Origin of the sequence: Rhizobium sp. BK379 (genome assembly GCF_014193955.1) — a bacterium.
In the GTDB taxonomy this organism is placed as follows: Bacteria; Pseudomonadota; Alphaproteobacteria; order Rhizobiales; family Rhizobiaceae; genus Rhizobium.
On the sequence record NZ_JACIAD010000001.1, the window covers coordinates 97772 to 119440 of the forward strand.

Sequence of the window (21669 nt, forward strand, 5' to 3'; positions counted from 1 at the left end):
GGTTTTGGATCAGATTGCGAAGCTGGTGCCGCAGCCGCAGCTTGCCACCGCATTCGGGTTCTTGATCTGGAAGGACTGGCCGAGCAGGTTGTCGACAAAATCGATCTCGGAGCCGGCCATGTAGACCAGCGAGAGACTGTCGATCAATACCTTCGCATCATTCTTCTCGACGACGATGTCGTCATCAGCCGCGTCGTCCACGAGATCGAATTTGTAGGAAAAGCCGGAACAGCCGCCCCCTTCGACGGAGACGCGCAACGCGCTCTTGCCGGGATCGCCGCCGACGATAGCGGCAATACGCTTTGCCGCGGCATCGGAAAGGGTTACATTCGCTTCAGTCATTTTTCCTCCTGCCGGGGTCAAGATCCGGAGAGAATCCAATTTGGACGTTTGATATTCAAACGCATGATATCAAAGAAACTTATCATGATCCTTCCATAAAGGACAGGATCTGGCGAAGCGGTCGACAAAGCGCCTCTTTGCCGTTTCTGTAAGCTATAGGTATGAAGAGCGGAAAGCGGCGTCAATGGGCAAGGTCGCAACGCGTTAGTGACGGTGAAGAATGAGCTTCGACAGGCATGCATTGGGTTTCGGTTATGGCGAACGGGCGGTCTATGCGGCAGATCCATGGAATTCGCGCGGGCGTCTCTATCCGGAGAGCGGCAGCCCGACACGGTCCGATTTCCAGCGTGACCGTGATCGCATCGTCCATACGACGGCCTTCCGCCGCCTGAAGCACAAGACGCAGGTCTTCATCGCCCAGGATGGCGATCACTACCGAACACGCCTCACGCATACGATCGAGGTGGCTCAGATCGCCCGCGCGCTTGCCCGCGCTCTCAAGGTCGACGAGGATCTCGCGGAGGGCGTGGCGCTCGTCCATGACTTCGGCCACACGCCCTTCGGTCATACCGGAGAAGATGCGCTGCACGAGGAATTGCTGCCCTATGGCGGCTTCGATCACAATGCCCAGTCTTTGCGCATCGTGACGAAACTCGAGCGACGCTATGCCGATTTCGATGGCATCAACCTGACATGGGAAAGCCTGGAGGGTCTCGTCAAGCACAACGGTCCGCTGCTGACGGCCGATGGTGTTGGTACGCGAGGGCGGGTGCCGCAGCCGATACTCGACTATTGCGAACTGCATGACCTGGAATTGGCGACCTATGCGAGCCTCGAAGCCCAGGTGGCGGCGATCGCCGACGATATTGCCTACAATACGCATGATATCGATGACGGGCTGCGCTCGGGCTATCTCAATTTCGAGATGCTGGAGGAAATCCCGTTCCTTGCCGGGCTGATGGCTGAGGTGAGGGAGCGCTACCCGCATCTGGAGGCGAGCCGCTTCACGCATGAAATCATGCGCCGTCAGATCACGCGCATGGTGGAGGATGTTATCGGCGTAGCGCAGAAGCGCCTGGCAGAGCTAAACCCGCAAAGCGCCGACGATATCCGCAATGCGGATCACGTCATGGCAACTTTTTCTGATGAGATGGCCGAGACCGACAGGCAGATCAAGGCGATGCTCTTCAAGCGCATCTACCGGAATGCCGATATTATGCGCATCCGTGCCGGTGCCGCTCAGATCGTCAAGGATCTCTTCGGTGCCTACATGGCCAATCCCAAGGAGATGCAGAGCCATTATTGGGTCGACCATATCGCCGGTCTTTCCGACGCGCCGAAAGCCCGCCATGTCGGGGACTATCTGGCCGGCATGACGGATACCTATGCCATCAGTGCCCACAGGCGATTGTTTGACCACACTCCGGATTTGCGATAGGCAGCGGGCGCCCGGCAGCCGCCGGCAAACCTGTTGGCACAGCCTGTGCATGGAAGAGTGCGATGAACCTTTTTACCGATTTTGAAGCCAGGATTAAAAACGCTCTTGAACAGCTCGATCTGGTCAAGGAAAAGCGATCCGAGCTCGATTTCGGTCGCATTGCCGTGGAGCCGCCGCGTGACGCGACCCACGGCGATGTCGCGACCAACGCCGCCATGGTGCTTGCCAAGCCGCTCGGCACCAACCCGCGTGCGCTTGCCGAAATCATCATTGCCAAGCTGCAGGAAGACACCGACGTCGCCGAGGTTTCGGTCGCCGGTCCGGGCTTCATCAATATCAGGCTGTCCGTCGGCTACTGGCAGCGCCTGCTTGCCTCGATGATCCAGTCGGGCACAGGCTACGGCCGCTCCGGACTGGGGCAGGGCAAGAAGGTCAACGTCGAATATGTCTCGGCCAATCCAACAGGCCCGATGCATGTCGGCCATTGCCGTGGCGCCGTCGTCGGTGATGCGCTCGCAAATCTGCTTGCCTTTGCCGGCTATGACGTCGTCAAGGAATATTACATCAACGACGCCGGCTCGCAGATCGATGTGCTGGCTCGTTCTGTTTTCCTGCGCTACCGCGAGGCGCTTGGCGAGAAGATCGGCGAGATCCCGTCCGGCCTTTATCCCGGTGACTATCTGGTCCCGGTCGGAGAATCGCTCGCCGCCGAATACGGCGTGCGCTTGCACAACATGCCGGAAGAGCAATGGATGCCGATCGTCAAGGATCGCGCCATCGAGATGATGATGGTGATGATCCGCGAGGATCTGGCTGCGCTCAACGTCCATCATGACATCTTCTTCTCGGAGCGCACGCTGCATGCCAATGGCGCGGCAGCAATCCGCACCGCCATCAACGACCTGACCTTCAAGGGCTATGTCTACAAGGGCACGCTGCCGCCGCCGAAGGGCCAGCTTCCCGAAGATTGGGAAGACCGCGAGCAGACGCTTTTCCGCTCGACCGAAGTCGGCGACGATATCGATCGTGCTCTGATCAAGTCGGACGGCTCCTATACCTACTTCGCTGCCGACGTCGCCTACTTCAAGAACAAGTTCGACCGCGGCTTCGATGAGATGATCTATGTGCTCGGCGCCGACCATGGCGGCTACGTCAAGCGCCTCGAGGCGGTCGCGCGTGGCGTCTCCGACGGTAAGGCGAAGCTGACGGTGCTACTCTGCCAGCTCGTCAAGCTCTACCGCGATGGTGAGCCGGTTAAGATGTCGAAGCGTTCGGGCGATTTTGTCACATTGCGCGATGTCGTTGAAGAAGTCGGACGTGATTCGGTTCGCTTCATGATGCTTTACCGCAAGAATTCGGAGCCGTTGGACTTCGATTTTGCGAAAGTAACGGAGCAATCCAAAGATAATCCGGTTTTTTACGTGCAGTATGCGCATGCCCGCTGCATGTCCGTCTTCCGGCAGGCGAGGGAAGCCTTCCCTGATCTCGCCCCGACACCCGAGCTTTTGGCGCAATCCGTTGCAGGCATTACGGATTCCACCGAATTGCAGCTGATTGCCAAGGCTGCAGAATTCCCGCGTATCGTCGAAAGTGCAGCCCAGTCTCAGGAGCCGCATCGCATCGCTTTTTACCTCTATGATCTTGCCAGCGCCTTCCACGCCCACTGGAACAAAGGTAAAGATCAGACGGAATTACGATTTGTTAACGATAAGAACCGAGAATCAAGTATTGCCAGACTTGGGCTGGTGTACGCCGTCGCGTCGGTTTTGAAGTCGGGACTTGCCATTACAGGCACTGCCGCACCGGACGAAATGCGATAACGTCACCATTTCCCCACAATGCGCTGGCATTTGAGTGTTTGCGTTTTTGAGTGGGATGGGCATGGCTGATAAACGACTTGCGTATGACACGCGTGGTAAAGACGATATGTTTGCCGACGACGATCCGTTGGCAGAACTCGCTCGTATTGTTGGCTTTGAACCTCGCGTCGCGGCCAATACCGTAAGCGAACCCACACGGCAGGAGCCGGCTCTCAACCTCGAGGACGAGCTTCTCCGTGAGTTCGAGCGCTATGATGCGCCGCGTCCTCTGGCCGCTCTCGATCATCCGGTGGAGCCGATCGCTCAGGCAGCTGAGACTTACGATTATGTCGAGCCGGTCCAGGAAGATGTGCCTTCCATTGGCGAAGAGCTCGCCCCCTCGGTCATGTCCGGTTTCGAGACGCCTGCCGTTGAGCCTGAATTTCCAGAGAGCGTTGCTGTGGCCCCCGAAGTGGAGGCGCCTGAGCCGGTTGCAGCCGAATGGGAAGCGTCCGTCGCCACCGACTGGGCTCCCACGCCTTCGAAGCCTGTCGCCGTTCCCCCAGAGCCTCCAGTCACCTTCACGGCCTATGGTGGCGCCCGCGATCTGATCGAAGAACTCGAGCTTTCGATCGGTAACGCTCTTCCTGCGGCTCCGGTCGTTCAACCGCCGGCCAAGGCGCCGCAATGGTCGGCCGCCAGCATCCGTCTGCCGCTCGCCAATTTTCACGCCCCACGTCGCGAAGAGCCGGTTCTTTCCGAGCCGGTCGTCGAGGCACCAGTCGTCGATTCATCCGTTCTTGAGCCGGCTCAGGCTCCCGTCGAAGCCTTCACTGCCGAGCCGGAATTTGTTGCTGAGCCGGAAGTGCTTGTCGAACCCGAAGTGGTTGCGCCTCAAGTGGCTGACGAGCCTCTGCCGGTCGCCATGGTTGAAGCGGCAGATTTCGAGCCGGTTGCGGCCTCCTTCGGTTTCCCAGCCGAGATTGACCGCCACGAAGAAGTTGCCCTTCCTGAAGAGCCTGTCGCAAGGTTCGAAGGGGCTGCTGCCGTCGAAGAGCCGGCCGAGCCTGACAATGCAGGTTTTGACCTGATCGCCGCTACGGCCGAAGGCGATGTTCATGCCGACGCGGCGCTGACGGAAGCGCTGCCGGAAAGTTTCGATGCGGATGCCTTCGATCTCGACGATCTCCTGGCGGATGTCTCCCGTTATCCGGTGCCGCAGCGCGCTGCTGGCTCCGTCGCATCAGAACCTGTTGCCGCGGCACCTGAGCCCGTTGCCGAGCTGCCGCCGGCCCCGGCTCCTGCCGCGCCTGTTTTCCAGGCTCCCACGTTTGACGCTCCTGTCTTCGAAGCACCTGTCTTCCAAGCCCCCGTCTTCGAAGCGCCCGTTGCTCGTGCACCTGCGCAACCGACAGTGATCGCGCCCGTGCCGATGAGCCGTGCGACGCCTGTTCTTCGTCAGCCCGAAGCACCGAAACCGGTCGTTCGGGAGCCGGTGGAGCCGATTTCGACGCCTATCGCACCCGCACCGGTCGTCGCACGCCAGCCGGAACTGGACGCCGAAGATCCTTTTGCCGGCCATGATTTCGAGCTGGATCTTGCCGGCATAGAGCTTGAGCTCGCCGATCTCGATTTTTCCGAACCACAGGCTCCGCAGCCGAAGCCCGAGCCGGTACGTGCAGCTCCGGTGGTCGCGGCACAGCCTGCGCCGCGTCCTCAGCCGCAACCAGCACCGGTTTTCGTGCCTGAGCCGCAGCCAGCTCCGGTGAGCTACAGCAGACCGGCGCCCGCAAGCGAACCCACCGACGATCTGCCTTTCGATCCCTCGATGATCTCCGACCCGGAGGATCGTCCCGAGACGGTCGAGGACATGCATGTCCCGACGCTGCCGCCGGTCGAGCATCCGGAACCGGTTGCCAAAACCGCCGACTTCGATTTCGATCTCGATGCCGAGATTGCAAGCTTCTTCGAGCCCGCCAAGCGGCAGGAGAAACCGCAGGCTGCGCCCGCCTGGGCGCCTCCGGCCGCTGCCGCAACGGCAGCAGTTGCAGCCAAGCCGGCAAGCACTGTGTTCGCCGACGGTCTTGATGACTTCGAACGCGCGCTGGAAGAGGATTTCCGCCGCAGCGTGCGTGAGCCCGTCGAGCGCCGCGAGAGCGTTTCCGAAGTCCATATCCAATCCGCAAGCCAGGCGGCGGATTTCAATCGCGCCCGCTCCATGCGCCGCCTTCTGGCCGCAGCCGCCATGCTGGTCGTTTTTGCCGGCGGCGCTTACGGTATCTACAGCTGGGTGTCCAATGGCTCTGGCCTTAGCATCGTCAGCTCAGGCGAGCCGCGGGTCATCGCTGCTGACAAGGATCCTGTGAAGGTCGTTCCGGAAAATCCGGGCGGCAAGACCGTGCCGAACCAGGACAAGGCGGTCTATGACCGTGTTGCAGGTGCTGCCGAAGAGCCGAAACAGAAGGCCCTGGTCTCGTCCGACGAACAGCCGGTCGATGTCGTCCAGCGCACGCTGACGCCTGAAGTTTCGCCCGATGACGACGAGGGTACGGGCGATTCGGTCCTGCCGACTGCCGTCGGCGAGACGCAGGATCCGCGCCTGCTGCCGGACCACAACGCGTCTGCGGATGCCTCCTCTGCCGATGACAATGGGACGCCATCCGTTTCGCCACGCAAGGTCCGCACGATGATCGTCAAGCCGGACGGCACGCTTGTTGCCCGCGAAGAGCCGGCACCTGCCGAGCAATCCGCGCCGGCAAAGGAAGTCGCATCGGCAACGCCTGCAGCCCAGCCGGCCGCGACGCCGTCTGCTGCAAGCTTCCCGGCCAGCGCCGGCAATCAAAACGGCAATCAGGTTGCATCCGCCGCCATTCCGCCTGTCGGAGCAGCGCCTGCAGCCCAGCCGGCTCAGACCACCGCCAAGATGGCTGAGGTGAACGCCGCAAACGCAAATCAGGTCGACCCGCCAGTTCGTGCAGTCAAGACCACACCGATCACCGACGCAGCCTCCGCTGCGACGACCGATACGGCGCCTGTCCCGACGGCCCGCCCGGCCGAACAGCCGGTCAATGTCGTCGGCACGGTAACCGAAAACGGTAATGTCCGCCCGACGGCACAGCAGAAACCGACGCAGGTCGCCTCTGCACCGGCAGCGTCCGCTGCCCAGCCGGCACAGCAGGCTCCGGCCGCTGCAAGCGGCGGCTACGGCATCCAGATCGCATCGCTGCCGTCAGAAGATGAGGCAAAGAAGTCCTATGCCAGCCTGTCGAAGAAGTTCGCAGGCGTGCTTAGTGGCCGCGCTTACGAAATCCGCAAGGCGGATATCGCCGGCAAGGGCACGTTCTACCGCGTCCGCATCCCGGCCGGTTCGAAGGACGAGGCAGCCGCTCTTTGCGAGAAGTATCGCTCGGCCGGCGGAAGCTGCCTGATCTCCAAGTAGGCTTTCCGGCTTCCTCTATCGCAACGGCGGGCTTGTCCCGCCGTTCTTTTTTGTGGGATCGCGCTTGACCTCGCTCGCAATTCGCCGGGCGACCCTTATGATTCGGGTATGACCGAATCAAAAGCAATGATCCTTGGCTGCAGCGGCCTCAAGCTGACCGACGAAGAGAAGGCCTTCTATAGGGCAGAGCGCCCGTGGGGCTTCATCCTTTTCGGACGAAACATTTCCGAAGCCCAGCAGATCAGCGATCTTGTTGCCGAGCTGCGCGATTGCGTCGGCTGGCATGCGCCCGTGCTCATTGATCAGGAAGGCGGTCGCGTCCAGCGCATCCGCCCGCCGATCCTGCAGCACTATCCGCCGGGGCAGGCGCTTGGCGATCTCTATCGCCGCGACCGTGCGCTTGGCCTGCGCGCCGCCTGGCTGATGTCGCGTCTGCATGCTTTTGATCTCCAGAAATTCGGGATCAATGTCGATTGCCTGCCGGTGCTCGACGTGCCCGTCGAAGGCAGCAGCAATGTTATCGGCAACAGGGCCTATGGCGGCGATCCTGTTACTGTCACGGAAATGGGCCGGGCTGCTTCCGAGGGGCTGAAAGCCGGTGGTTTGCTGCCGGTCATGAAGCACATGCCGGGCCACGGGCGCGGCTTTGCAGATTCGCATCTGGAACTGCCGGTCGTCGCCGTATCGCGCGAAGAACTGCAAGTTCACGACTTCCCGCCCTTCATCGCGATGAAGGATGAGTTGATGGCCATGACCTGCCATCTCGTCTTCACTGCCATCGATCCGGACAATCCGGCAACCACATCCCGCAAGGTGATTGACGAGGTCATCCGCACCGAGATCGGCTTCAAGGGGCTGCTCCTGTCGGACGATAGCTCGATGAACGCGCTTTCGGGCACGATCGGCGAGCGCGCGGCGAATATCATTGCGGGCGGTTGCGATATCGTGCTGCATTGCAACGGCCATATGGACGAGATGCTTCAGGTCGTGGCAAATGTTCCGCCGCTGGCAGGTCTTGCGCGCGAGCGGGCACGGCTGGTCGAGGATGGCTTCCCGACCGCCGATGCTGCAGACGAGACGACGATAAGGGCAGAATTCGACGCCATGTTTGCGACGGCTTGAGAAGAGGCCGGAAAGGCAGGGTAGGGTGAACACGATCAAGGGCACGGAGCGGTCCCAGGCGGCGTCAACGCCGATGGACAAGCTGTGGCAGGAGAACGGTTCGGAACGCGCCACCCACGAGCCGGCATTGGTGATCGATGTCGCCGGCTTCGAAGGCCCGCTCGACCTCTTGCTCTATCTTGCCCGCAACCAGAAGGTCGACCTGTCGCGCATTTCGGTTCTGGCCCTTGCCGAGCAATATCTTCAGTTCGTCGAAAGCGCGCGGCGGATTCGCATCGAGCTTGCCGCCGACTATCTCGTCATGGCCGCCTGGCTTGCCTATCTGAAATCGCGATTGCTGATCCCGCAGCAGGTCAAGGACGACGGTCCCTCGGGTGAGGAAATGGCGGCAACGCTTGCTTTTCGCCTGAAGCGGCTGGAGGCGATGCGCCAGGTGGCCGACGGCCTCGTCAATCGCAACCGGCTCGGCCGGGACATTTTCGCCCGCGGCGCCCCCGAACATATCCCGCATCGCCAGCAATCGGCCTATGAGGCCAATCTCTACGATCTCCTGAGCGCCTACGCTGCCCTGCGACAGCGTCATGCGATCACCCAGGTGACGATCGAGCGGCGCAACGTCTGGTCACTCACCGACGCCCGCGAACTGCTGACCCAGATGATCGGCGACATCGTCGACTGGACGGCGCTCGAGCAATATCTGCTGCGGTACCTTGCAAGCCCCGCCGAGCGCGTCACGGCCGTTGCCAGCGCCTTTGCCGCCTCGCTGGAACTGGTGCGCGAGGGCAAGCTGGAGATCCGCCAGGATGGCGCCTTCCAGCCGATCTATATGCGCCGCGGCCCGAAACATGCCACCCTTCAGGTGGTCGAACAGGAGCAGTCGGATTGATCGGCGCGCAGGACGATGACTTTGAAGGTGAAGATGGGGAGGGCGAAGACGCTTCCCGCAATCTGCAGGCCGAGATCGAAGCGGAGCGTATAGCCGAAGCGCTGGTCTTCGCCTCCGCCCAGCCGGTATCCGAAGGCTTTATCACCGAGCGTCTGCCGAAGGGCTTCAATGCGCGCGAGATCATGCTGCGCCTGAAGGACCACTATGCGCCGCGTGGTGTCAATCTCGTGCAGGTCGATGATGCCTGGGCCTTCCGCACCGCCGCCGACCTATCCTTTTTCATCCGTCGCGATGAGAATGAGGTCCGCAAACTCTCCCGCGCAGCCCTCGAGGTGCTGGCGATCATTGCCTATCACCAGCCGGTGACGCGTGCCGAGATCGAAGATATCAGAGGTGTGCAAACCTCGCGCGGCACGCTCGATGTGCTGATGGAGGCGGGCTGGGTACGTTTCCGCGGCCGCCGTCGCACACCGGGCCGGCCGGTGACGCTCGGCACGACGCGTGATTTCCTTGATCATTTCGGCCTTGAGGAATTGCGCGACTTGCCGGGACTTGAGGAATTGAAGGGCGCCGGCCTGCTGTCCGGCCGAATCCCGGCGAATTTCAACATTCCGTCGCCCCTCATGAACGACGAACTGGCCGAGGATGAGGATCCAATTACACAACTGGACCTTGAAGAGCTTGGACTGCTCGCCCCGGGTGGCGCCTCCGAGGAATGATGAAGGTTGGTCTTGCTTTTGCCACGGCCGCGCAAAACAATGTCAATCACGATTTTTCGATGGACGAATGGCTTGTCACAAAGGCCGATACCGTGACATTAAGCTCAATCCAGAAGGATTGATGTTGGAAACCGGATCGGAAATTCTTACATCGAGGGAACATCGAAACAGGGAGTATGCGTAATGGGTTCTTTTAGCATGTGGCACTGGCTTATCGTTCTGGCCATTGTGCTTTTGTTGTTCGGTCGCGGCAAGATCCCGGAACTGATGGGCGACGTTGCCAAGGGCATCAAGAGCTTCAAGAAGGGCATGACGGACGAAGACGCGCCGGAAGCAGCAAAGACCGTCGATCACAAGGCCGACGAAACGAAGTAATCACGTACGGGAAAGGGCGCTGCCCCCGCGCCGCCCGTTCAGGAGCCTTGCATGTTCGATATTGGCTGGACCGAACTCTTGGTTATCGCGGTCGTTCTGATCGTGGTTGTCGGTCCCAAGGATCTGCCGCCGATGCTGCGCGCTTTCGGCAAGATGACAGCACGTGCCCGCAAGGTCGCGGGTGAGTTTCGTGCCCAGTTCGACGAAGCACTGCGCGAAGCCGAGCTTGACGATGTGCGTAACACGATCAGCGACGCCCAGAAGCTCAACCCGGTCAACAGCCTGCGCGAGGCGATGAACCCGCTGCGCCAGATGGGTAACGAGATCAAGGCCGACCTGCAGAATTCGACGAAGGTCGACAACCCCGCAGAACAGCGCCCGCTGGAGCAGGGTACCGGGACTGTGACGGAAGCGCCGCCTGCGGAAGTTTCCGCGCCGGCGCCGTCAATGAGCCTGCCGGAAACGCCGCCGGTCGTTCCTGCGCCGCAGCCGGTCGCTGCCGCTACCGTTGCTCCGGTCGCCGTGGCTGAAAAGCCGAAGGCCGTCCGCAAGCCGCGTGTGAAGGCTGCGGACAAGGCTGACGCGGTTGCGTTGGTCGCGGCACCGGTCGAGAAGCCGAAGCGCGCTGCCGCGACGAGGAAGCCGGCCGCCGTCGCAAAGCCTGCCGCCAAAAATAAGAAGGATGAGGCATGAGCGGTGATATACAAGACAAGCCGCAGCCGTTGATCGAGCACCTGATGGAGCTGCGCACGCGGCTGATCTGGTCGATCGCTGCGTTCTTCATCGCCTTCATCGTGTGCTTCATCTTCGCCAAGCACATCTTCAATTACCTCGTCTATCCCTACAAGCTTGCTGTCAGCTGGGCGCATCTCGATGTCGAGAAAGCGCAGCTGATCTATACGGCGCCGCAGGAGTTCTTCTTCACGCAGGTCAAGGTGGCGATGTTCGGCGGTCTGGTGATCGCCTTCCCGATCATCGCTGCACAGATCTACAAGTTCGTCGCTCCCGGCCTCTACAAGAACGAACGCCAGGCCTTTTTGCCGTTCCTGATCGCATCGCCGATCCTGTTCCTGATGGGCGGGGCGCTGGTCTATTTCTTCTTCACGCCGATGGTCATGTGGTTCTTCCTGTCGATGCAGCAGGCGCCGGGTCATGACGAGGTGGCAATTTCGCTGCTCCCGAAGGTCTCGGAATATCTGAGCCTGATCATGACGCTGGTCTTCTCCTTCGGCCTCGTCTTTCAGCTACCGGTGATCACGACGCTTCTGGCTCGTGTCGGCCTTCTGACGTCGCAATGGCTCGCCGAAAAGCGCAAGTTCGCGATCGTGCTTGCCTTCGTGGTCGCCGCGGTGCTCACACCGCCCGATCCCATGTCCCAGATCGGTCTTGCGCTACCGACGATCCTTCTCTACGAGATTTCCATTTACGCGGCACGATTCGTGGAGCGTCAGCGTTCCAAACAGGCGGTTGAAGAGGCCAGCGAATCCTCTGACGTCGCCAACACGGACAGCGTCTGAGCGCATCAGGACGTTTCACTGAGTTCTGCCGTTTCCCATCCGGTCGGGGTTTCCTCCGACCGGTTCATTTATGTTGAAACGATCTGGAACGACGATGCTCGATATCAAATGGATCCGTGAGAATCCCGAGGCTCTCGATGCTGCCCTTGCCAAGCGCGGCGCGGAACCTCTGTCGCAATCTCTCGTCGCCCTTGACGAAAAGCGCCGCTCCGCCGTGCAGAAAGCGCAGGACCTGCTCTCCCGCCGTAACGCCGCCTCCAAGGAGATCGGCGCGGCCATGGCGCAGAAGAACACCGAGCTTGCCGACACGCTGAAGGCCGAGGTCGCCGAGATCAAGGAGACCCTGCCGGCAGCCGAGGAAGAAGAGCGCGCGTTTTCCGCCGATCTCTACGACCAGCTCTCGCGCATTCCGAACGTACCGCTTGACGAAGTGCCTGTCGGCAAGGACGAGAACGACAATGTCGTCACCCGTATCGTCGGCGAAAAACCGCGCTGGAACCATACGCCGAAGGAACATTTCGAAATCGGCGAAGCCCTCGGCTATATGGATTTTGAACGTGCCACCAAGCTTTCCGGCTCGCGCTTCACGGTCCTGACCAACCAGCTCGCCAGGCTCGAGCGCGCGCTCGGCCAGTTCATGATTGATCTGCACACGACCGAACACGGCTATACCGAAGTGTCTTCGCCGCTGATGGTGCGCGCTGAAGCCCTGTTCGGCACCGGCAACCTGCCGAAGTTCGAAGAGGATCTCTTCAAGACGACGGATGGTCGCTATCTGATCCCGACTGCGGAAGTCACGTTGACCAACCTCGTGCGTGAGGAAATCCTCGATCAGGAGAAGCTGCCGCTGCGCTTCACGGCGCTGACGCCGTCCTTCCGTTCCGAGGCGGGCTCCGCCGGCCGCGACACGCGCGGCATGCTGCGCCAGCACCAGTTCTGGAAGTGCGAGCTGGTCTCGATCACCGATGCCGAGAGCTCGCTTGCCGAGCACGAGCGGATGACGGCCTGCGCAGAGGAAGTACTGAAGCGCCTCGGCCTGCATTTCCGCACCATGACGCTCTGCACCGGCGACATGGGCTTCGGTTCGCGCAAGACCTACGATCTTGAAGTCTGGCTGCCGGGCCAGAATACGTTCCGCGAGATCTCGTCCTGCTCCGTCTGCGGCGATTTCCAGGCACGGCGCATGAACGCCCGCTATCGCGGCAAGGACGACAAGGCGACGAAATTCGTTCACACGCTGAACGGTTCCGGAACTGCGGTTGGCCGCTGCCTGATCGCCGTTCTCGAAAATTATCTGAACGAGGATGGCTCGGTCACGATTCCGGACGTTTTGCTGCCCTATATGGGCGGTCTGACGAAGATCGAACGGGCGGCCTGAGCCAATGCGCATCCTGCTGACGAATGACGACGGTATCCATGCCGAAGGCTTGGGTGCGCTGGAACGGATAGCAAGGGCGCTTTCTGACGATGTCTGGATCGTTGCCCCCGAAACCGACCAGAGCGGTCTTGCGCATTCGCTCAGCCTTTCGGAGCCGCTGAGGCTCCGGAAGATTTCTGATAAGCATTATGCGCTGCGCGGCACGCCGACCGATTGCGTCATCATGGGCATCAAGCAGGTGCTGGATATCAAGCCGGACCTCGTCCTGTCGGGTGTCAATTCCGGCTCAAACGTTGCAGACGACGTAACCTATTCCGGTACCATCGCCGGCGCCATCGAAGGAACGATGCAGGGCGTGCGCTCCTTCGCCCTCAGCCAGGCATACGTTTACGATAATGGCGCGCGAATCCTGCCCTGGGAGGTCTGCGAGGCGCACGCGCCTGCGCTCCTCGAAAAGCTGATGACCGTCGATCTGCCCGAAGGCACTTTCCTTAACCTCAACTTCCCGAACTGTCGCCCTGAAGATGTCGAGGGCGTGGAAGTGACGGCCCAGGGCAAGCTTGCCTTCAACCTGCAGGTCGATGCGCGCACCGACGGCCGCGGCTTTCCCTATTACTGGCTGAAATTCGGCGAGCGTGCCGGCGCCTTTACCGAGGGCAGCGATATCCACGCCCTCAAGCATAATAGGATTTCGGTAACACCTTTGAAACTTGATCTGACCGATTATTCCGTGACGGACCGCGTGGCGCGGGCCCTCGGACACGGAGTAAAGGGTTGACGGCAAAACTGGCCGAGAAGGAAGGCTTTGCAGCGCTGGTCTTGAGATTGCGCGCGGAAGGCATTTCCGACATCGATCTGCTGACGGCAGTCGAGCAAACGCCGCGCTCGCTTTTCGTACCACCGCAATTTACCGAGAACGCCTATTCCAGCCGCACGATCCCGATCGAATGCGGCTCCTTTCTGGAGGGCGTCGATTTTGTGGTCCGTCTTTTGCATCATCTGAAGGTCCGACCCGGTCAGCGTGTGCTCGAAATCGGAACAGGCAGCGGCTTCACCGCGGCGGTCATCGGTCGCATCGCGGAGCGTGTGCTGACGGTCGATCGCTACAAGACGCTGACACTTTCGGCCCAGCGCCGAATGGAAGCCCTCAGCCTGCGCAGCGTCATCATCCGCCAGGCTGATGGCAGCGGCGGCATGCAGGGCGAGGGCACTTTCGACCGCATTCTTGTCACGGCTGCTTTCAACTCCATGCCGCGCTTCTATGCCGATCAGCTGGTCTCCGGCGGTTCGATGATTGCGCCGCTGATGATCTCTGAAAACGAATGCCGCATGGTTCGCCTGACGAAAACCGGAAGCCGCTTCGAGCGGGAAGAGCTTTTTGACGCTCCCTATCTGCCGATTGTTCCCCGCCTCGCATCCCAGCTTTAAAGCAAGACACGCAAAACGGGTGCACCGGTTTGCAACAACGACATCCGTAAAACAAAGATCAGAAGCATGGCATGCGAACCTGGAGACTCGCGACATGCATCGGCAGACCGCAAAGCCCTGCGGGCTATGATTTTTTGCCCGCAAACTTATGGTTATCAAGTTCTCAAAAATATAGCACTGATTCCAGCGCCTTAACCGCATGGTAACACTAACGCGCTTTAATAGACTCACAAATGGTTGCGTTCTAAGTGGGTCGAGTCATGCGTTTCAGTCTTTCGCCGAAGTTCGGGAAATCGGCCGGCAATCTTCTGGTCGTCACCTTGCTGGCGAGTGCAGCAACAGGCTGCAGCTCCGATGTAACACGTTTCGGCAGTCTGTTTTCCTCCTCCGGGCAGGATCAGATGACGACGAATTCGATCCCGCGCAGGGGTTTCAACGGGCCGCAGGGCGACCCGGTGCCGCGCGCCGATCTCGGTGGTTCGGCCGTGCAGCCGGCCTACGCTCAGAATGGTGCGATGAACCAGCCCTATCCGGGCCGTCCGAGCTATGATCCGGTTGCCACTTCCCCCGCACGGATGGCATCCGCACCGGTTTCTGTTCAGCGCACCGAACTCGCGCCGCCGAGTGCTGGGTCCGTTTCTCCCCGGCAGCAGGAAAGGAATGTCGCTCTCGCTCAGCCGTTCCCGTCGGCTCCGAAGCCTGATCGCATCGCCCCGGCAGGCGTGAATGCTCCGAGGGATGCTGCCGATACACTGACGACGGGCACGACGCCGAAAGTCTCGGGCTGGTCGGCGGCCAATGCGCCTTCCGTCACGCTGCGTCCCGGTGAAAACATCGCGGTGCTTTCACGCCGGTTTGGCGTTCCGGAAAAAGAAATTCTCCGCGTCAACAATCTGAAGACGGCTTCCGCAGCGCAGCCCGGCCAGGCGATCCTCATCCCGACCTTCAATGGCGGCAACAATCCCGCCAAGGCCGCGGCCCAGTCCGCCGATCTGTCCAAGCCCGGCAACCTGCCGCAGCCGACGAAGGGCCAGGAACAGAAAGTCGCTGTCGTTCCGGGTGCCAACTCGGCTCGCGATAAGGCTGTCGCAAGCGCCGATCCGACAAGCAAGGCTCCTGCAGGCGGCGGCAAGAACCCGAACGGTGGCGCCGGTACCTACACGGTCAAGCAGGGCGACTCGCTTGCCAAGATCGCCAAGGCGACGGGTGCCAACATCGACGATATCAAGGCGGCCAACAATCTGTCGGCAAGCTCGATCCGCATCGGGCAGGAGCTGAAGATTCCGAATGGCACAGCCTCGGCCGACACGATCAAGACGGCCTCCATCCCGGCCCAGAAGGTGGAGCAGGTGAAGCCCGCCCAGCCGGCTGCAGCTCCGGTCCAGACGGCCTCCGCACAGCCGGCGCCTTACAAGGCTCCTGCCGCGACACAGACGGTCGATGATGTCGAGAAGAAGTCCGATGTCAGTGCTGCCGCGCCCGAAGCAACCGGCATCGGCAAGTATCGCTGGCCGGTTCGCGGACAGGTGATCGCGGCCTACGGTGCAAACGTCAACGGCAGCCGCAACGACGGCATCGATATCTCGGTTCCGCAGGGCACGGCGATCAAGGCTGCTGAAAACGGCGTGGTCATTTATGCCGGCAACGGTCTGAAGGAGCTCGGTAACACGGTTCTCGTCCGTCACGACGACGGCACCGTCACGGTTTACGGCAATGCCGATACGCTGAGCGTCACGCGTGGCCAGAAGATCCAGCGCGGCCAGACGGTTGCCGTGTCGGGCATGAGCGGCAACGTCAAGCAGCCGCAGGTGCACTTCGAAGTTCGCAAGGATGCGTCCCCGGTCAACCCGATGACATTCCTTGAGTAGAGAATACTTCCTGAGCAGGTAGAGCGTTTCAGGAATGTGCAAAAGCCCGGCCAGCAGCCGGGCTTTTGTCGTCTTTCAGCTGTGCCGCCAGGTCGTGCTCAAGCGCGGTCGAGATGGATGCGCATGCGGCCGGCCAGATCCTGGATATACTGCCATGCGACACGGCCGGAGCGGGCGCCGCGGGTGGTCGCCCATTCCAGCGCCTCGGCATGCATCTTCTCGCGCTCGAGGCCAAGCTTGAAGTATTCGGCATAGCCATCGATCATCGCCAGATAATCTTCCTGGCTGCATTTGTGGAAGCCGAGCCACAGGCCGAAGCGATCGGAGAGTGAAACCTTCTCCTCCACGGCTTCGGATGGGTTGATGGCCGTCGACTGCTCGTTCTCCATCATGTGGCGCGGCAAGAGATGGCGCCGGTTGGAGGTCGCATAGAAGAGCACATTGTCCGGACGCCCTTCCACGCCGCCGTCAAGCGCCGCCTTGAGCGACTTATAGGCGGTATCGTCGTGATCGAAGGAAAGATCGTCACAGAATACGATGACACGGTGCGGCGTATCCTTGAGGAGGTCAAGAAGCGTCGGCAGGCTGGCAATATCTTCGCGATGCACCTCGACGAGCTTTAGCGATACGCCGCTTTCGAGACGCACATCTTCGTGCACGGCCTTGACGAGCGAGGACTTGCCCATGCCGCGGGCGCCCCAGAGCAGCACGTTGTTGGCTGCGTAACCCTCGGCAAAGCGCACCGTGTTTTCGTGCAGGATATCGCGCACGTGATCGACGCCGCGGATGAGCTTCAACGCCACGCGGTTGGGGCGCTTGACAGGCTGCAGATACTGGCGGGCAGGGGACCAGACGAAACAGTTGGCGGCGGTCCAATCATTGGCGGCAGGTGGGGCGCCGGCTAGCCGTTCGACTGCATCCGCAAGCCTCTTCAGCTCCTGAAGCAGAACGCTATTGATTTCCTCGGCCATCGGGTGCCTCCTTCATAGATTGCAGCGATCATCCGCTTTCGTTTTTTTGATGCCGGGTAGCATGGCCTTTCCACAGCGGAAAGGTTATGAGGCAGCGGAATCGGTACGCTTTCCGGCTGTTTTTGTTGCATTCATCAAGGCTGCAACTATAGTCCGGCGACCTGAAAAGAGAGGCGGGGTTCCGCCGCCCACAGCCTGAGGAGCTTAGCATGTTTATCACCCCGGCATTTGCCCAGAGCGCAACCGACGCTACGAGCGCTTTCGGCGGCTCAGGCCTCGAAATGATCATCCTGTTCGTGCCGCTGATGGTAGTCTGGTATTTCCTGCTCATCCGCCCGCAGCGGGCGCAGGCCAAGAAGCGTGAGGAAACCCTGAAGGCGATCCGTCGCGGCGACCAGATCGTCACCGGCGGCGGCCTCGTTGGCAAGGTCACGAAGGTCGTCGACGAGAAGGAAGTCGAAGTTGAAATCGCCGAAGGCGTGCGCGTGCGCATCGTCCGCACCGGTATTTCCGAAATCCGCGTCAAGGGCGAGCCGGTCAAGGCCGACGCTGCATAACATGCGATAGCAACACCCGCCGGATCGGAAGATAGTCGAGAGAATGCACCATTTTTCCCGCTTGAAAACACTTCTGATCTGGCTGGTCGCGATTGCGGCTGTTGTCGTCGCTGCGCCTAATCTTTTAAGCCAGGCGCAGCTCTCCTCCCTGCCCAACTGGGTTCGTCAGGACCGCGTCACCCTTGGTCTCGATCTGCAGGGCGGTTCCCGCATCGTACTGCGCCTCGAACGCTCCGACATTGTCCGGGATCGGCTGGAGGCCACGGTTGCCAGCGTTCGCGACAAGCTGCGCGGCGCCAACATCCGCTATACGGGGCTCGCCGGTACCGCGCAGACGGTGACGGTCAAGGTCACCGATATGGCCCAGTTGCAGCCCGCAGCCGATCTCCTGAAGTCGCTGACATCGGCCGACGTCTCGCTGCAGCAGAACAATGATGGTCAGTTGACGCTGCAGATCTCCGACAAGGCGATCGATGCTGACACGCTCGCAGCGCAGACCCGCTCGCTCGATATCGTCGCCCGCCGGATCGCCGGTTTCGGCAAAGAGAATTTCACCGTTCGTCCTGATGGTGACGATCGCATCGCCGTGCAGGTGCTGGGCTCCGTCGATGCCGAGCGGCTGAAGAACCTGCTGAACGAACCTGCAGCACTCTCGTTTCACCTCATCGATGAGAGCATGACCGGCCAGCAGGCGCTTGCCGGCCGTTGGCCCGCGACGTCGCAGGTGCTGTATTCTCTGGATGACCCGCCGGTTCCCTATCTCGTCGATCGCACGGTAATCGCTACAGGTGCCGATTTTGCCGAAGTCGATAGCAAGACCGATCCGCAGACCCAGGACAGCGCGATTGTCTACAAGCTGAATGCCGAGGCGGCAAAACGTCTGGCTCAGGCAACGACGGCCAATGTCGGAAAACATCTTGCCATCGTCTTCGACGATCAGGTCATGGCAAACCCGGTCATCGAAGCACCGATTTCAGATGGAAACGGCGAGATATCAGCCAATTTCTCGGAGGAGGGCGTTCAGGATCTTGTCGTCATGCTACGGGCCGGTGCGCTGCCGGCGACGCTGACGTCAGTGGAAGAGCGCACCGTCAGTCCGCTCTTTGGTTCTGAATCTGTTTTCTCCGGCCTGATCGCCGGTATCGTCGCCGTCGTGCTTGTCGCAGCGCTGATGATAGCGCTCTATCGCATGCTCGGCATCATCGCAGTCGTGTCGCTTGCCTTCAATCTGGTGCTGATCGTCGCGGTGCTGAGTGTTGCCGGCGCGATACTGACGCTTCCGGGTATTGCCGGCCTCGTCCTGATCGTCGGCATGGCAGTCGATTCCAATGTTCTGATCTATGAGCGCATTCGCGAAGAGGAGAGGGTACCGCATACGGCTTTCGCACAGGCGGTCGAGCGCGGCTTCTCGCGCGCCTTTTCAACCATCGTCGATGCCAATGTAACGATCTTCATCGCCGCCGTCATTCTGTTTTTCGTCGGCAGTGAATCCATCCGCGGCTTTGCTGTGACGCTCGCCGTCGGCATTCTCACAACCATCCTGACCGCCTTCACGCTGACGCGCGGCTTGGTGGCCGCCTGGCTTGCAAGGCTCAATCCGCGCCATCTGCCGAAGACTGCGCTGACCGGGCTGTTCGAGCACGCCAATATTCGTTTCATGGGCATTCGCCGCTATGTCTTCACGGCATCTGCAGCGCTCTGCATCGCCGCAATGCTCGCCTTCGCAACGGTCGGCCTGCAGCTCGGTATCGACTTCACCGGCGGTTCGCTGATCGAGGTCAAGGCGAAGCAGGGCAATGCCGATATTGCCGATCTGAGCGCCCGTCTGAACGAACTGAACCTCGGACCGGTGCGCGTCGAGCGCATCGGCGATGCCACCAACGCCCTCATCCGTGTCGGCTCGCAGGATGGCGGCGAGAATGCCGAGCAGTCAGTCGCAACGTTCATTCGCGGCGAACTGGCCGAGGACTACGATTTCCGTCGTGTCGAGGTCGTCGGCCCCTCCGTTTCCGGTGAATTGACGATGCTGGCGACGGTCGGCATCCTTGCCTCGCTATTCGCAATCCTAATCTATATCTGGATCCGCTTCGAATGGCAGTTTGCGGTCGGCGCAATCGTTGCGACGCTGCACGATGTCATCATCATGCTCGGCCTCTTCGTGCTCAGTGGGATGGAGTTCAATCTGACGAGTGTCGCAGCGCTTCTGACCGTCGTCGGCTATTCGCTGAACGACACCGTTGTCGTGTACGACCGCATGCGCGAAAATCTGAAGCGCTACAGGAAGATGCCGCTGCCGATCCTGATCGATGCGGCAATCAACCAGACGCTGTCGCGCACCATCCTGACGGCCGCCACGACCCTGCTGGCGCTGCTTGCGCTCTATATTTTCGGCGGTGCCGTCATTCGCTCCTTCACATTCACCATGCTCTTCGGCGTTGCGCTTGGAACATTCTCCTCCATCTATATAGCGGCGCCAGTTCTCATCATCTTCCGGCTGCGCCGGGAGAGCGATGGCGAGGACGAGGGCGATATCAGCATGAAATCCGGCAAGCCGGCGGTATAGGCATATGGCAAAAGGCATTGAAATCCGCGACGCCCATTTCCCGGGCCGCGCTCCCATCGACACCTATGGCAATGGTGGCTTCCGTTTTGCGGATATGTCGCATCGCGGCTCCATCCTTTGCCTGCCGTCGGGCATTCACGGTTGGGACATGGATATGACGAAGCCTCTGTCGGTCGAGAATTTCCGCCAGGTGCTCGATGAGGCGGCCGATATTGAAGTGCTGCTGGTCGGCACCGGCACGGAGCTTCGACGCCTGCCTGCAGAGTTGCGTGCCGCGCTCAAGGCGCGCGGTATCTCCTCAGACCCGATGAGCACGGGTGCCGCCGTGCGAACCTTCAATATCATGCTCTCCGAGCAGCGTGCCGTCGCCGCCGCCCTGATCGCAGTCTGAACATGAGCGATACAAGGACGAACCAGGATATCAGCCTGGCGATGCTGCGCGACACCGATCGCGACCGTTACCTCGCCTGCCTGCTGTCGCCTGATGACAAGCGCGGTGCGCTCGCCGCCCTCTACGCCTTCAATGCCGAGCTCGCCCGCATCCGCGACCTCGTGCACGAACCGCTGCCCGGCGAAATCCGCATGCAATATTGGCGCGATCTCCTGGAAGGCAATGCACACGGTTCGACCGAGGCCAATCCGCTCGCGGCAGCCCTTCTTTCGGCCGTCGAGGCGCACCGGCTGCCACGCCAGACGCTCGTCAACATGATAGAGGCCCGGATTTTCGATCTCTATGACGACCCGATGGAGAGCCGTACCTCGCTGGAGGGCTATGCGGGTGAAACGGCCTCGGCGCTCATCCAGCTTGCAGGCCTCATCCTTTCCCCTGACGAGGCGATGAAATCCGCCGATGCCGCCGGTCATGCCGGTGTGGCGCAGGCTATTTCAGGCATGCTACTCCTGATGCCGCTCCATCAACGCCGCGGTCAGGTCTATATCCCGCTTGAAATCCTGTCCGCGACAGGTCTCGACCGGGAGACTTTTTTGGCTGGCGAGGACAAGCCGCGCATCTCTGCGGCCATCGAAGCTCTTGCCGGGCTTGGTCGCGATCACCTTGCGAAGGCGAGGGCGTCCGTCCTGCCGCCATCGGTCCTGCCCGCCTTCCTGCCTGCTGTGCTTGCGGAACCTGTACTGATGAAGGCGCAGAAGCGCGGTGCCGCCGTTCTGGAGGCCGCGCTTCAGGAGCCGCAATGGCGGCGTCAGATGCGCATGGCATTTGCCGGCATGCGCAAGAAAATCTGACAACGGTCAAACTCGCGCAAGTCTC

Annotated in this window: 19 protein-coding genes; 17 read left to right on the forward strand and 2 right to left on the reverse strand. The window is 60.9% G+C overall.

All coding sequences use genetic code 11. The features are described 5' to 3' along the window. Positions 1 to 9: 9 nt before the first annotated feature. Positions 10 to 342: an iron-sulfur cluster insertion protein ErpA gene (gene erpA / locus FHT93_RS00590; RefSeq protein ID WP_112545781.1), complete on the reverse strand. Its 333-nt coding sequence runs from the start codon at positions 340 to 342 to the stop codon at positions 10 to 12. A gap of 220 nt (positions 343 to 562) precedes the next feature. On the opposite strand from erpA, the gene FHT93_RS00595 reads away from it, so the two are divergent. From FHT93_RS00595 to FHT93_RS00655, 13 genes are all read left to right on the forward strand, one after another. Continuing rightward, a complete protein-coding gene (locus FHT93_RS00595) occupies positions 563 to 1780 on the forward strand; it encodes a deoxyguanosinetriphosphate triphosphohydrolase (protein ID WP_183845888.1) in 1218 nt (405 codons plus the stop codon). Positions 1781 to 1842: 62 nt separating this feature from the next. Continuing rightward, the gene (gene argS, locus FHT93_RS00600; protein WP_112968514.1) at positions 1843 to 3600 is read left to right on the forward strand and encodes an arginine--tRNA ligase; all 1758 of its coding nucleotides are present in this window, start codon (positions 1843 to 1845) and stop codon (positions 3598 to 3600) included. 61 nt (positions 3601 to 3661) lie between these two features. Beyond that, on the forward strand, positions 3662 to 7018 hold the full coding sequence (locus tag FHT93_RS00605; protein WP_112545791.1) for an SPOR domain-containing protein: 3357 nt from the start codon (positions 3662 to 3664) through the stop codon (positions 7016 to 7018). Between the two features lie 108 nt (positions 7019 to 7126). After that, positions 7127 to 8140, forward strand: a complete 1014-nt coding sequence (gene nagZ / locus FHT93_RS00610; protein ID WP_112545778.1) for a beta-N-acetylhexosaminidase — start codon at positions 7127 to 7129, stop codon at positions 8138 to 8140. A 25-nt stretch (positions 8141 to 8165) separates the two neighbouring features. Then, positions 8166 to 9026 (forward strand): ScpA family protein, encoded by an 861-nt coding sequence (locus FHT93_RS00615; RefSeq protein ID WP_112545777.1) that lies wholly within the window; start codon positions 8166 to 8168, stop codon positions 9024 to 9026. Further along, positions 9023 to 9745 carry an SMC-Scp complex subunit ScpB gene (gene scpB, locus FHT93_RS00620; RefSeq protein WP_112545776.1) on the forward strand — a complete coding sequence of 241 codons (723 nt, stop codon included), beginning with the start codon at positions 9023 to 9025 and terminating at the stop codon, positions 9743 to 9745. The genes FHT93_RS00615 and scpB overlap by 4 nt, the downstream gene beginning before the upstream one ends. A gap of 183 nt (positions 9746 to 9928) precedes the next feature. After that, positions 9929 to 10120, forward strand: a complete 192-nt coding sequence (locus FHT93_RS00625; RefSeq protein WP_007813596.1) for a twin-arginine translocase TatA/TatE family subunit — start codon at positions 9929 to 9931, stop codon at positions 10118 to 10120. Positions 10121 to 10171: 51 nt separating this feature from the next. Further along, positions 10172 to 10813: a Sec-independent protein translocase protein TatB gene (tatB, locus tag FHT93_RS00630; RefSeq protein WP_112545775.1), complete on the forward strand. Its 642-nt coding sequence runs from the start codon at positions 10172 to 10174 to the stop codon at positions 10811 to 10813. Further along, positions 10810 to 11637, forward strand: coding sequence for a twin-arginine translocase subunit TatC (gene tatC / locus FHT93_RS00635; protein ID WP_183845889.1), 828 nt, complete (start codon positions 10810 to 10812; stop codon positions 11635 to 11637). The genes tatB and tatC overlap by 4 nt, the downstream gene beginning before the upstream one ends. A gap of 94 nt (positions 11638 to 11731) precedes the next feature. Further along, a complete protein-coding gene (gene serS / locus FHT93_RS00640; RefSeq protein WP_183845890.1) occupies positions 11732 to 13015 on the forward strand; it encodes a serine--tRNA ligase in 1284 nt (427 codons plus the stop codon). A gap of 4 nt (positions 13016 to 13019) precedes the next feature. Then, entirely contained in the window at positions 13020 to 13793 is a 774-nt protein-coding gene (gene surE, locus FHT93_RS00645; RefSeq protein ID WP_183845891.1) for a 5'/3'-nucleotidase SurE, read from the forward strand. Next, positions 13790 to 14443: a protein-L-isoaspartate(D-aspartate) O-methyltransferase gene (locus tag FHT93_RS00650; RefSeq protein ID WP_112545771.1), complete on the forward strand. Its 654-nt coding sequence runs from the start codon at positions 13790 to 13792 to the stop codon at positions 14441 to 14443. The genes surE and FHT93_RS00650 overlap by 4 nt, the downstream gene beginning before the upstream one ends. 260 nt (positions 14444 to 14703) lie before the next feature. Then, entirely contained in the window at positions 14704 to 16311 is a 1608-nt protein-coding gene (locus tag FHT93_RS00655; protein WP_183845892.1) for a peptidoglycan DD-metalloendopeptidase family protein, read from the forward strand. A gap of 98 nt (positions 16312 to 16409) precedes the next feature. On the opposite strand, the gene FHT93_RS00660 is transcribed toward FHT93_RS00655, so the two are convergent. Beyond that, the gene (locus FHT93_RS00660; protein ID WP_183845893.1) at positions 16410 to 17282 is read right to left on the reverse strand and encodes an ATP-binding protein; all 873 of its coding nucleotides are present in this window, start codon (positions 17280 to 17282) and stop codon (positions 16410 to 16412) included. Positions 17283 to 17491: 209 nt separating this feature from the next. Here FHT93_RS00660 and yajC point away from each other — a divergent pair, with 209 nt between their 5' ends. The 4 genes from yajC to FHT93_RS00680 are packed head-to-tail and all read left to right on the forward strand — an operon-like array spanning position 17492 to position 21644. After that, complete coding sequence (yajC, locus tag FHT93_RS00665; RefSeq protein ID WP_112545768.1) at positions 17492 to 17839, forward strand: preprotein translocase subunit YajC; 348 nt, start codon at positions 17492 to 17494, stop codon at positions 17837 to 17839. 43 nt (positions 17840 to 17882) lie between these two features. After that, positions 17883 to 20402, forward strand: a complete 2520-nt coding sequence (secDF, locus tag FHT93_RS00670; RefSeq protein ID WP_183845894.1) for a protein translocase subunit SecDF — start codon at positions 17883 to 17885, stop codon at positions 20400 to 20402. Between the two features lie 4 nt (positions 20403 to 20406). Further along, a complete protein-coding gene (locus FHT93_RS00675) occupies positions 20407 to 20793 on the forward strand; it encodes an Mth938-like domain-containing protein (protein WP_112545766.1) in 387 nt (128 codons plus the stop codon). Positions 20794 to 20795: 2 nt separating this feature from the next. Further along, the gene (locus FHT93_RS00680) at positions 20796 to 21644 is read left to right on the forward strand and encodes a phytoene/squalene synthase family protein (RefSeq protein WP_183845895.1); all 849 of its coding nucleotides are present in this window, start codon (positions 20796 to 20798) and stop codon (positions 21642 to 21644) included. Positions 21645 to 21669: the final 25 nt, after the last annotated feature.

Coding starts and splice junctions, on each gene's coding strand:
- FHT93_RS00595 (WP_183845888.1), top strand. CDS start 563: ATGAGCTTCGACAGGCATGCATTGGGTTTCGGTTATGGCGAACGGGCG.
- nagZ (WP_112545778.1), top strand. CDS start 7,127: ATGACCGAATCAAAAGCAATGATCCTTGGCTGCAGCGGCCTCAAGCTG.
- secDF (WP_183845894.1), top strand. CDS start 17,883: ATGCACCATTTTTCCCGCTTGAAAACACTTCTGATCTGGCTGGTCGCG.
- FHT93_RS00625 (WP_007813596.1), top strand. CDS start 9,929: ATGGGTTCTTTTAGCATGTGGCACTGGCTTATCGTTCTGGCCATTGTG.
- FHT93_RS00655 (WP_183845892.1), top strand. CDS start 14,704: ATGCGTTTCAGTCTTTCGCCGAAGTTCGGGAAATCGGCCGGCAATCTT.
- tatC (WP_183845889.1), top strand. CDS start 10,810: ATGAGCGGTGATATACAAGACAAGCCGCAGCCGTTGATCGAGCACCTG.
- surE (WP_183845891.1), top strand. CDS start 13,020: ATGCGCATCCTGCTGACGAATGACGACGGTATCCATGCCGAAGGCTTG.
- FHT93_RS00680 (WP_183845895.1), top strand. CDS start 20,796: ATGAGCGATACAAGGACGAACCAGGATATCAGCCTGGCGATGCTGCGC.
- FHT93_RS00605 (WP_112545791.1), top strand. CDS start 3,662: ATGGCTGATAAACGACTTGCGTATGACACGCGTGGTAAAGACGATATG.
- erpA (WP_112545781.1), bottom strand. CDS start 342: ATGACTGAAGCGAATGTAACCCTTTCCGATGCCGCGGCAAAGCGTATT.
- argS (WP_112968514.1), top strand. CDS start 1,843: ATGAACCTTTTTACCGATTTTGAAGCCAGGATTAAAAACGCTCTTGAA.
- FHT93_RS00660 (WP_183845893.1), bottom strand. CDS start 17,282: ATGGCCGAGGAAATCAATAGCGTTCTGCTTCAGGAGCTGAAGAGGCTT.
- yajC (WP_112545768.1), top strand. CDS start 17,492: ATGTTTATCACCCCGGCATTTGCCCAGAGCGCAACCGACGCTACGAGC.
- serS (WP_183845890.1), top strand. CDS start 11,732: ATGCTCGATATCAAATGGATCCGTGAGAATCCCGAGGCTCTCGATGCT.
- FHT93_RS00675 (WP_112545766.1), top strand. CDS start 20,407: ATGGCAAAAGGCATTGAAATCCGCGACGCCCATTTCCCGGGCCGCGCT.
- tatB (WP_112545775.1), top strand. CDS start 10,172: ATGTTCGATATTGGCTGGACCGAACTCTTGGTTATCGCGGTCGTTCTG.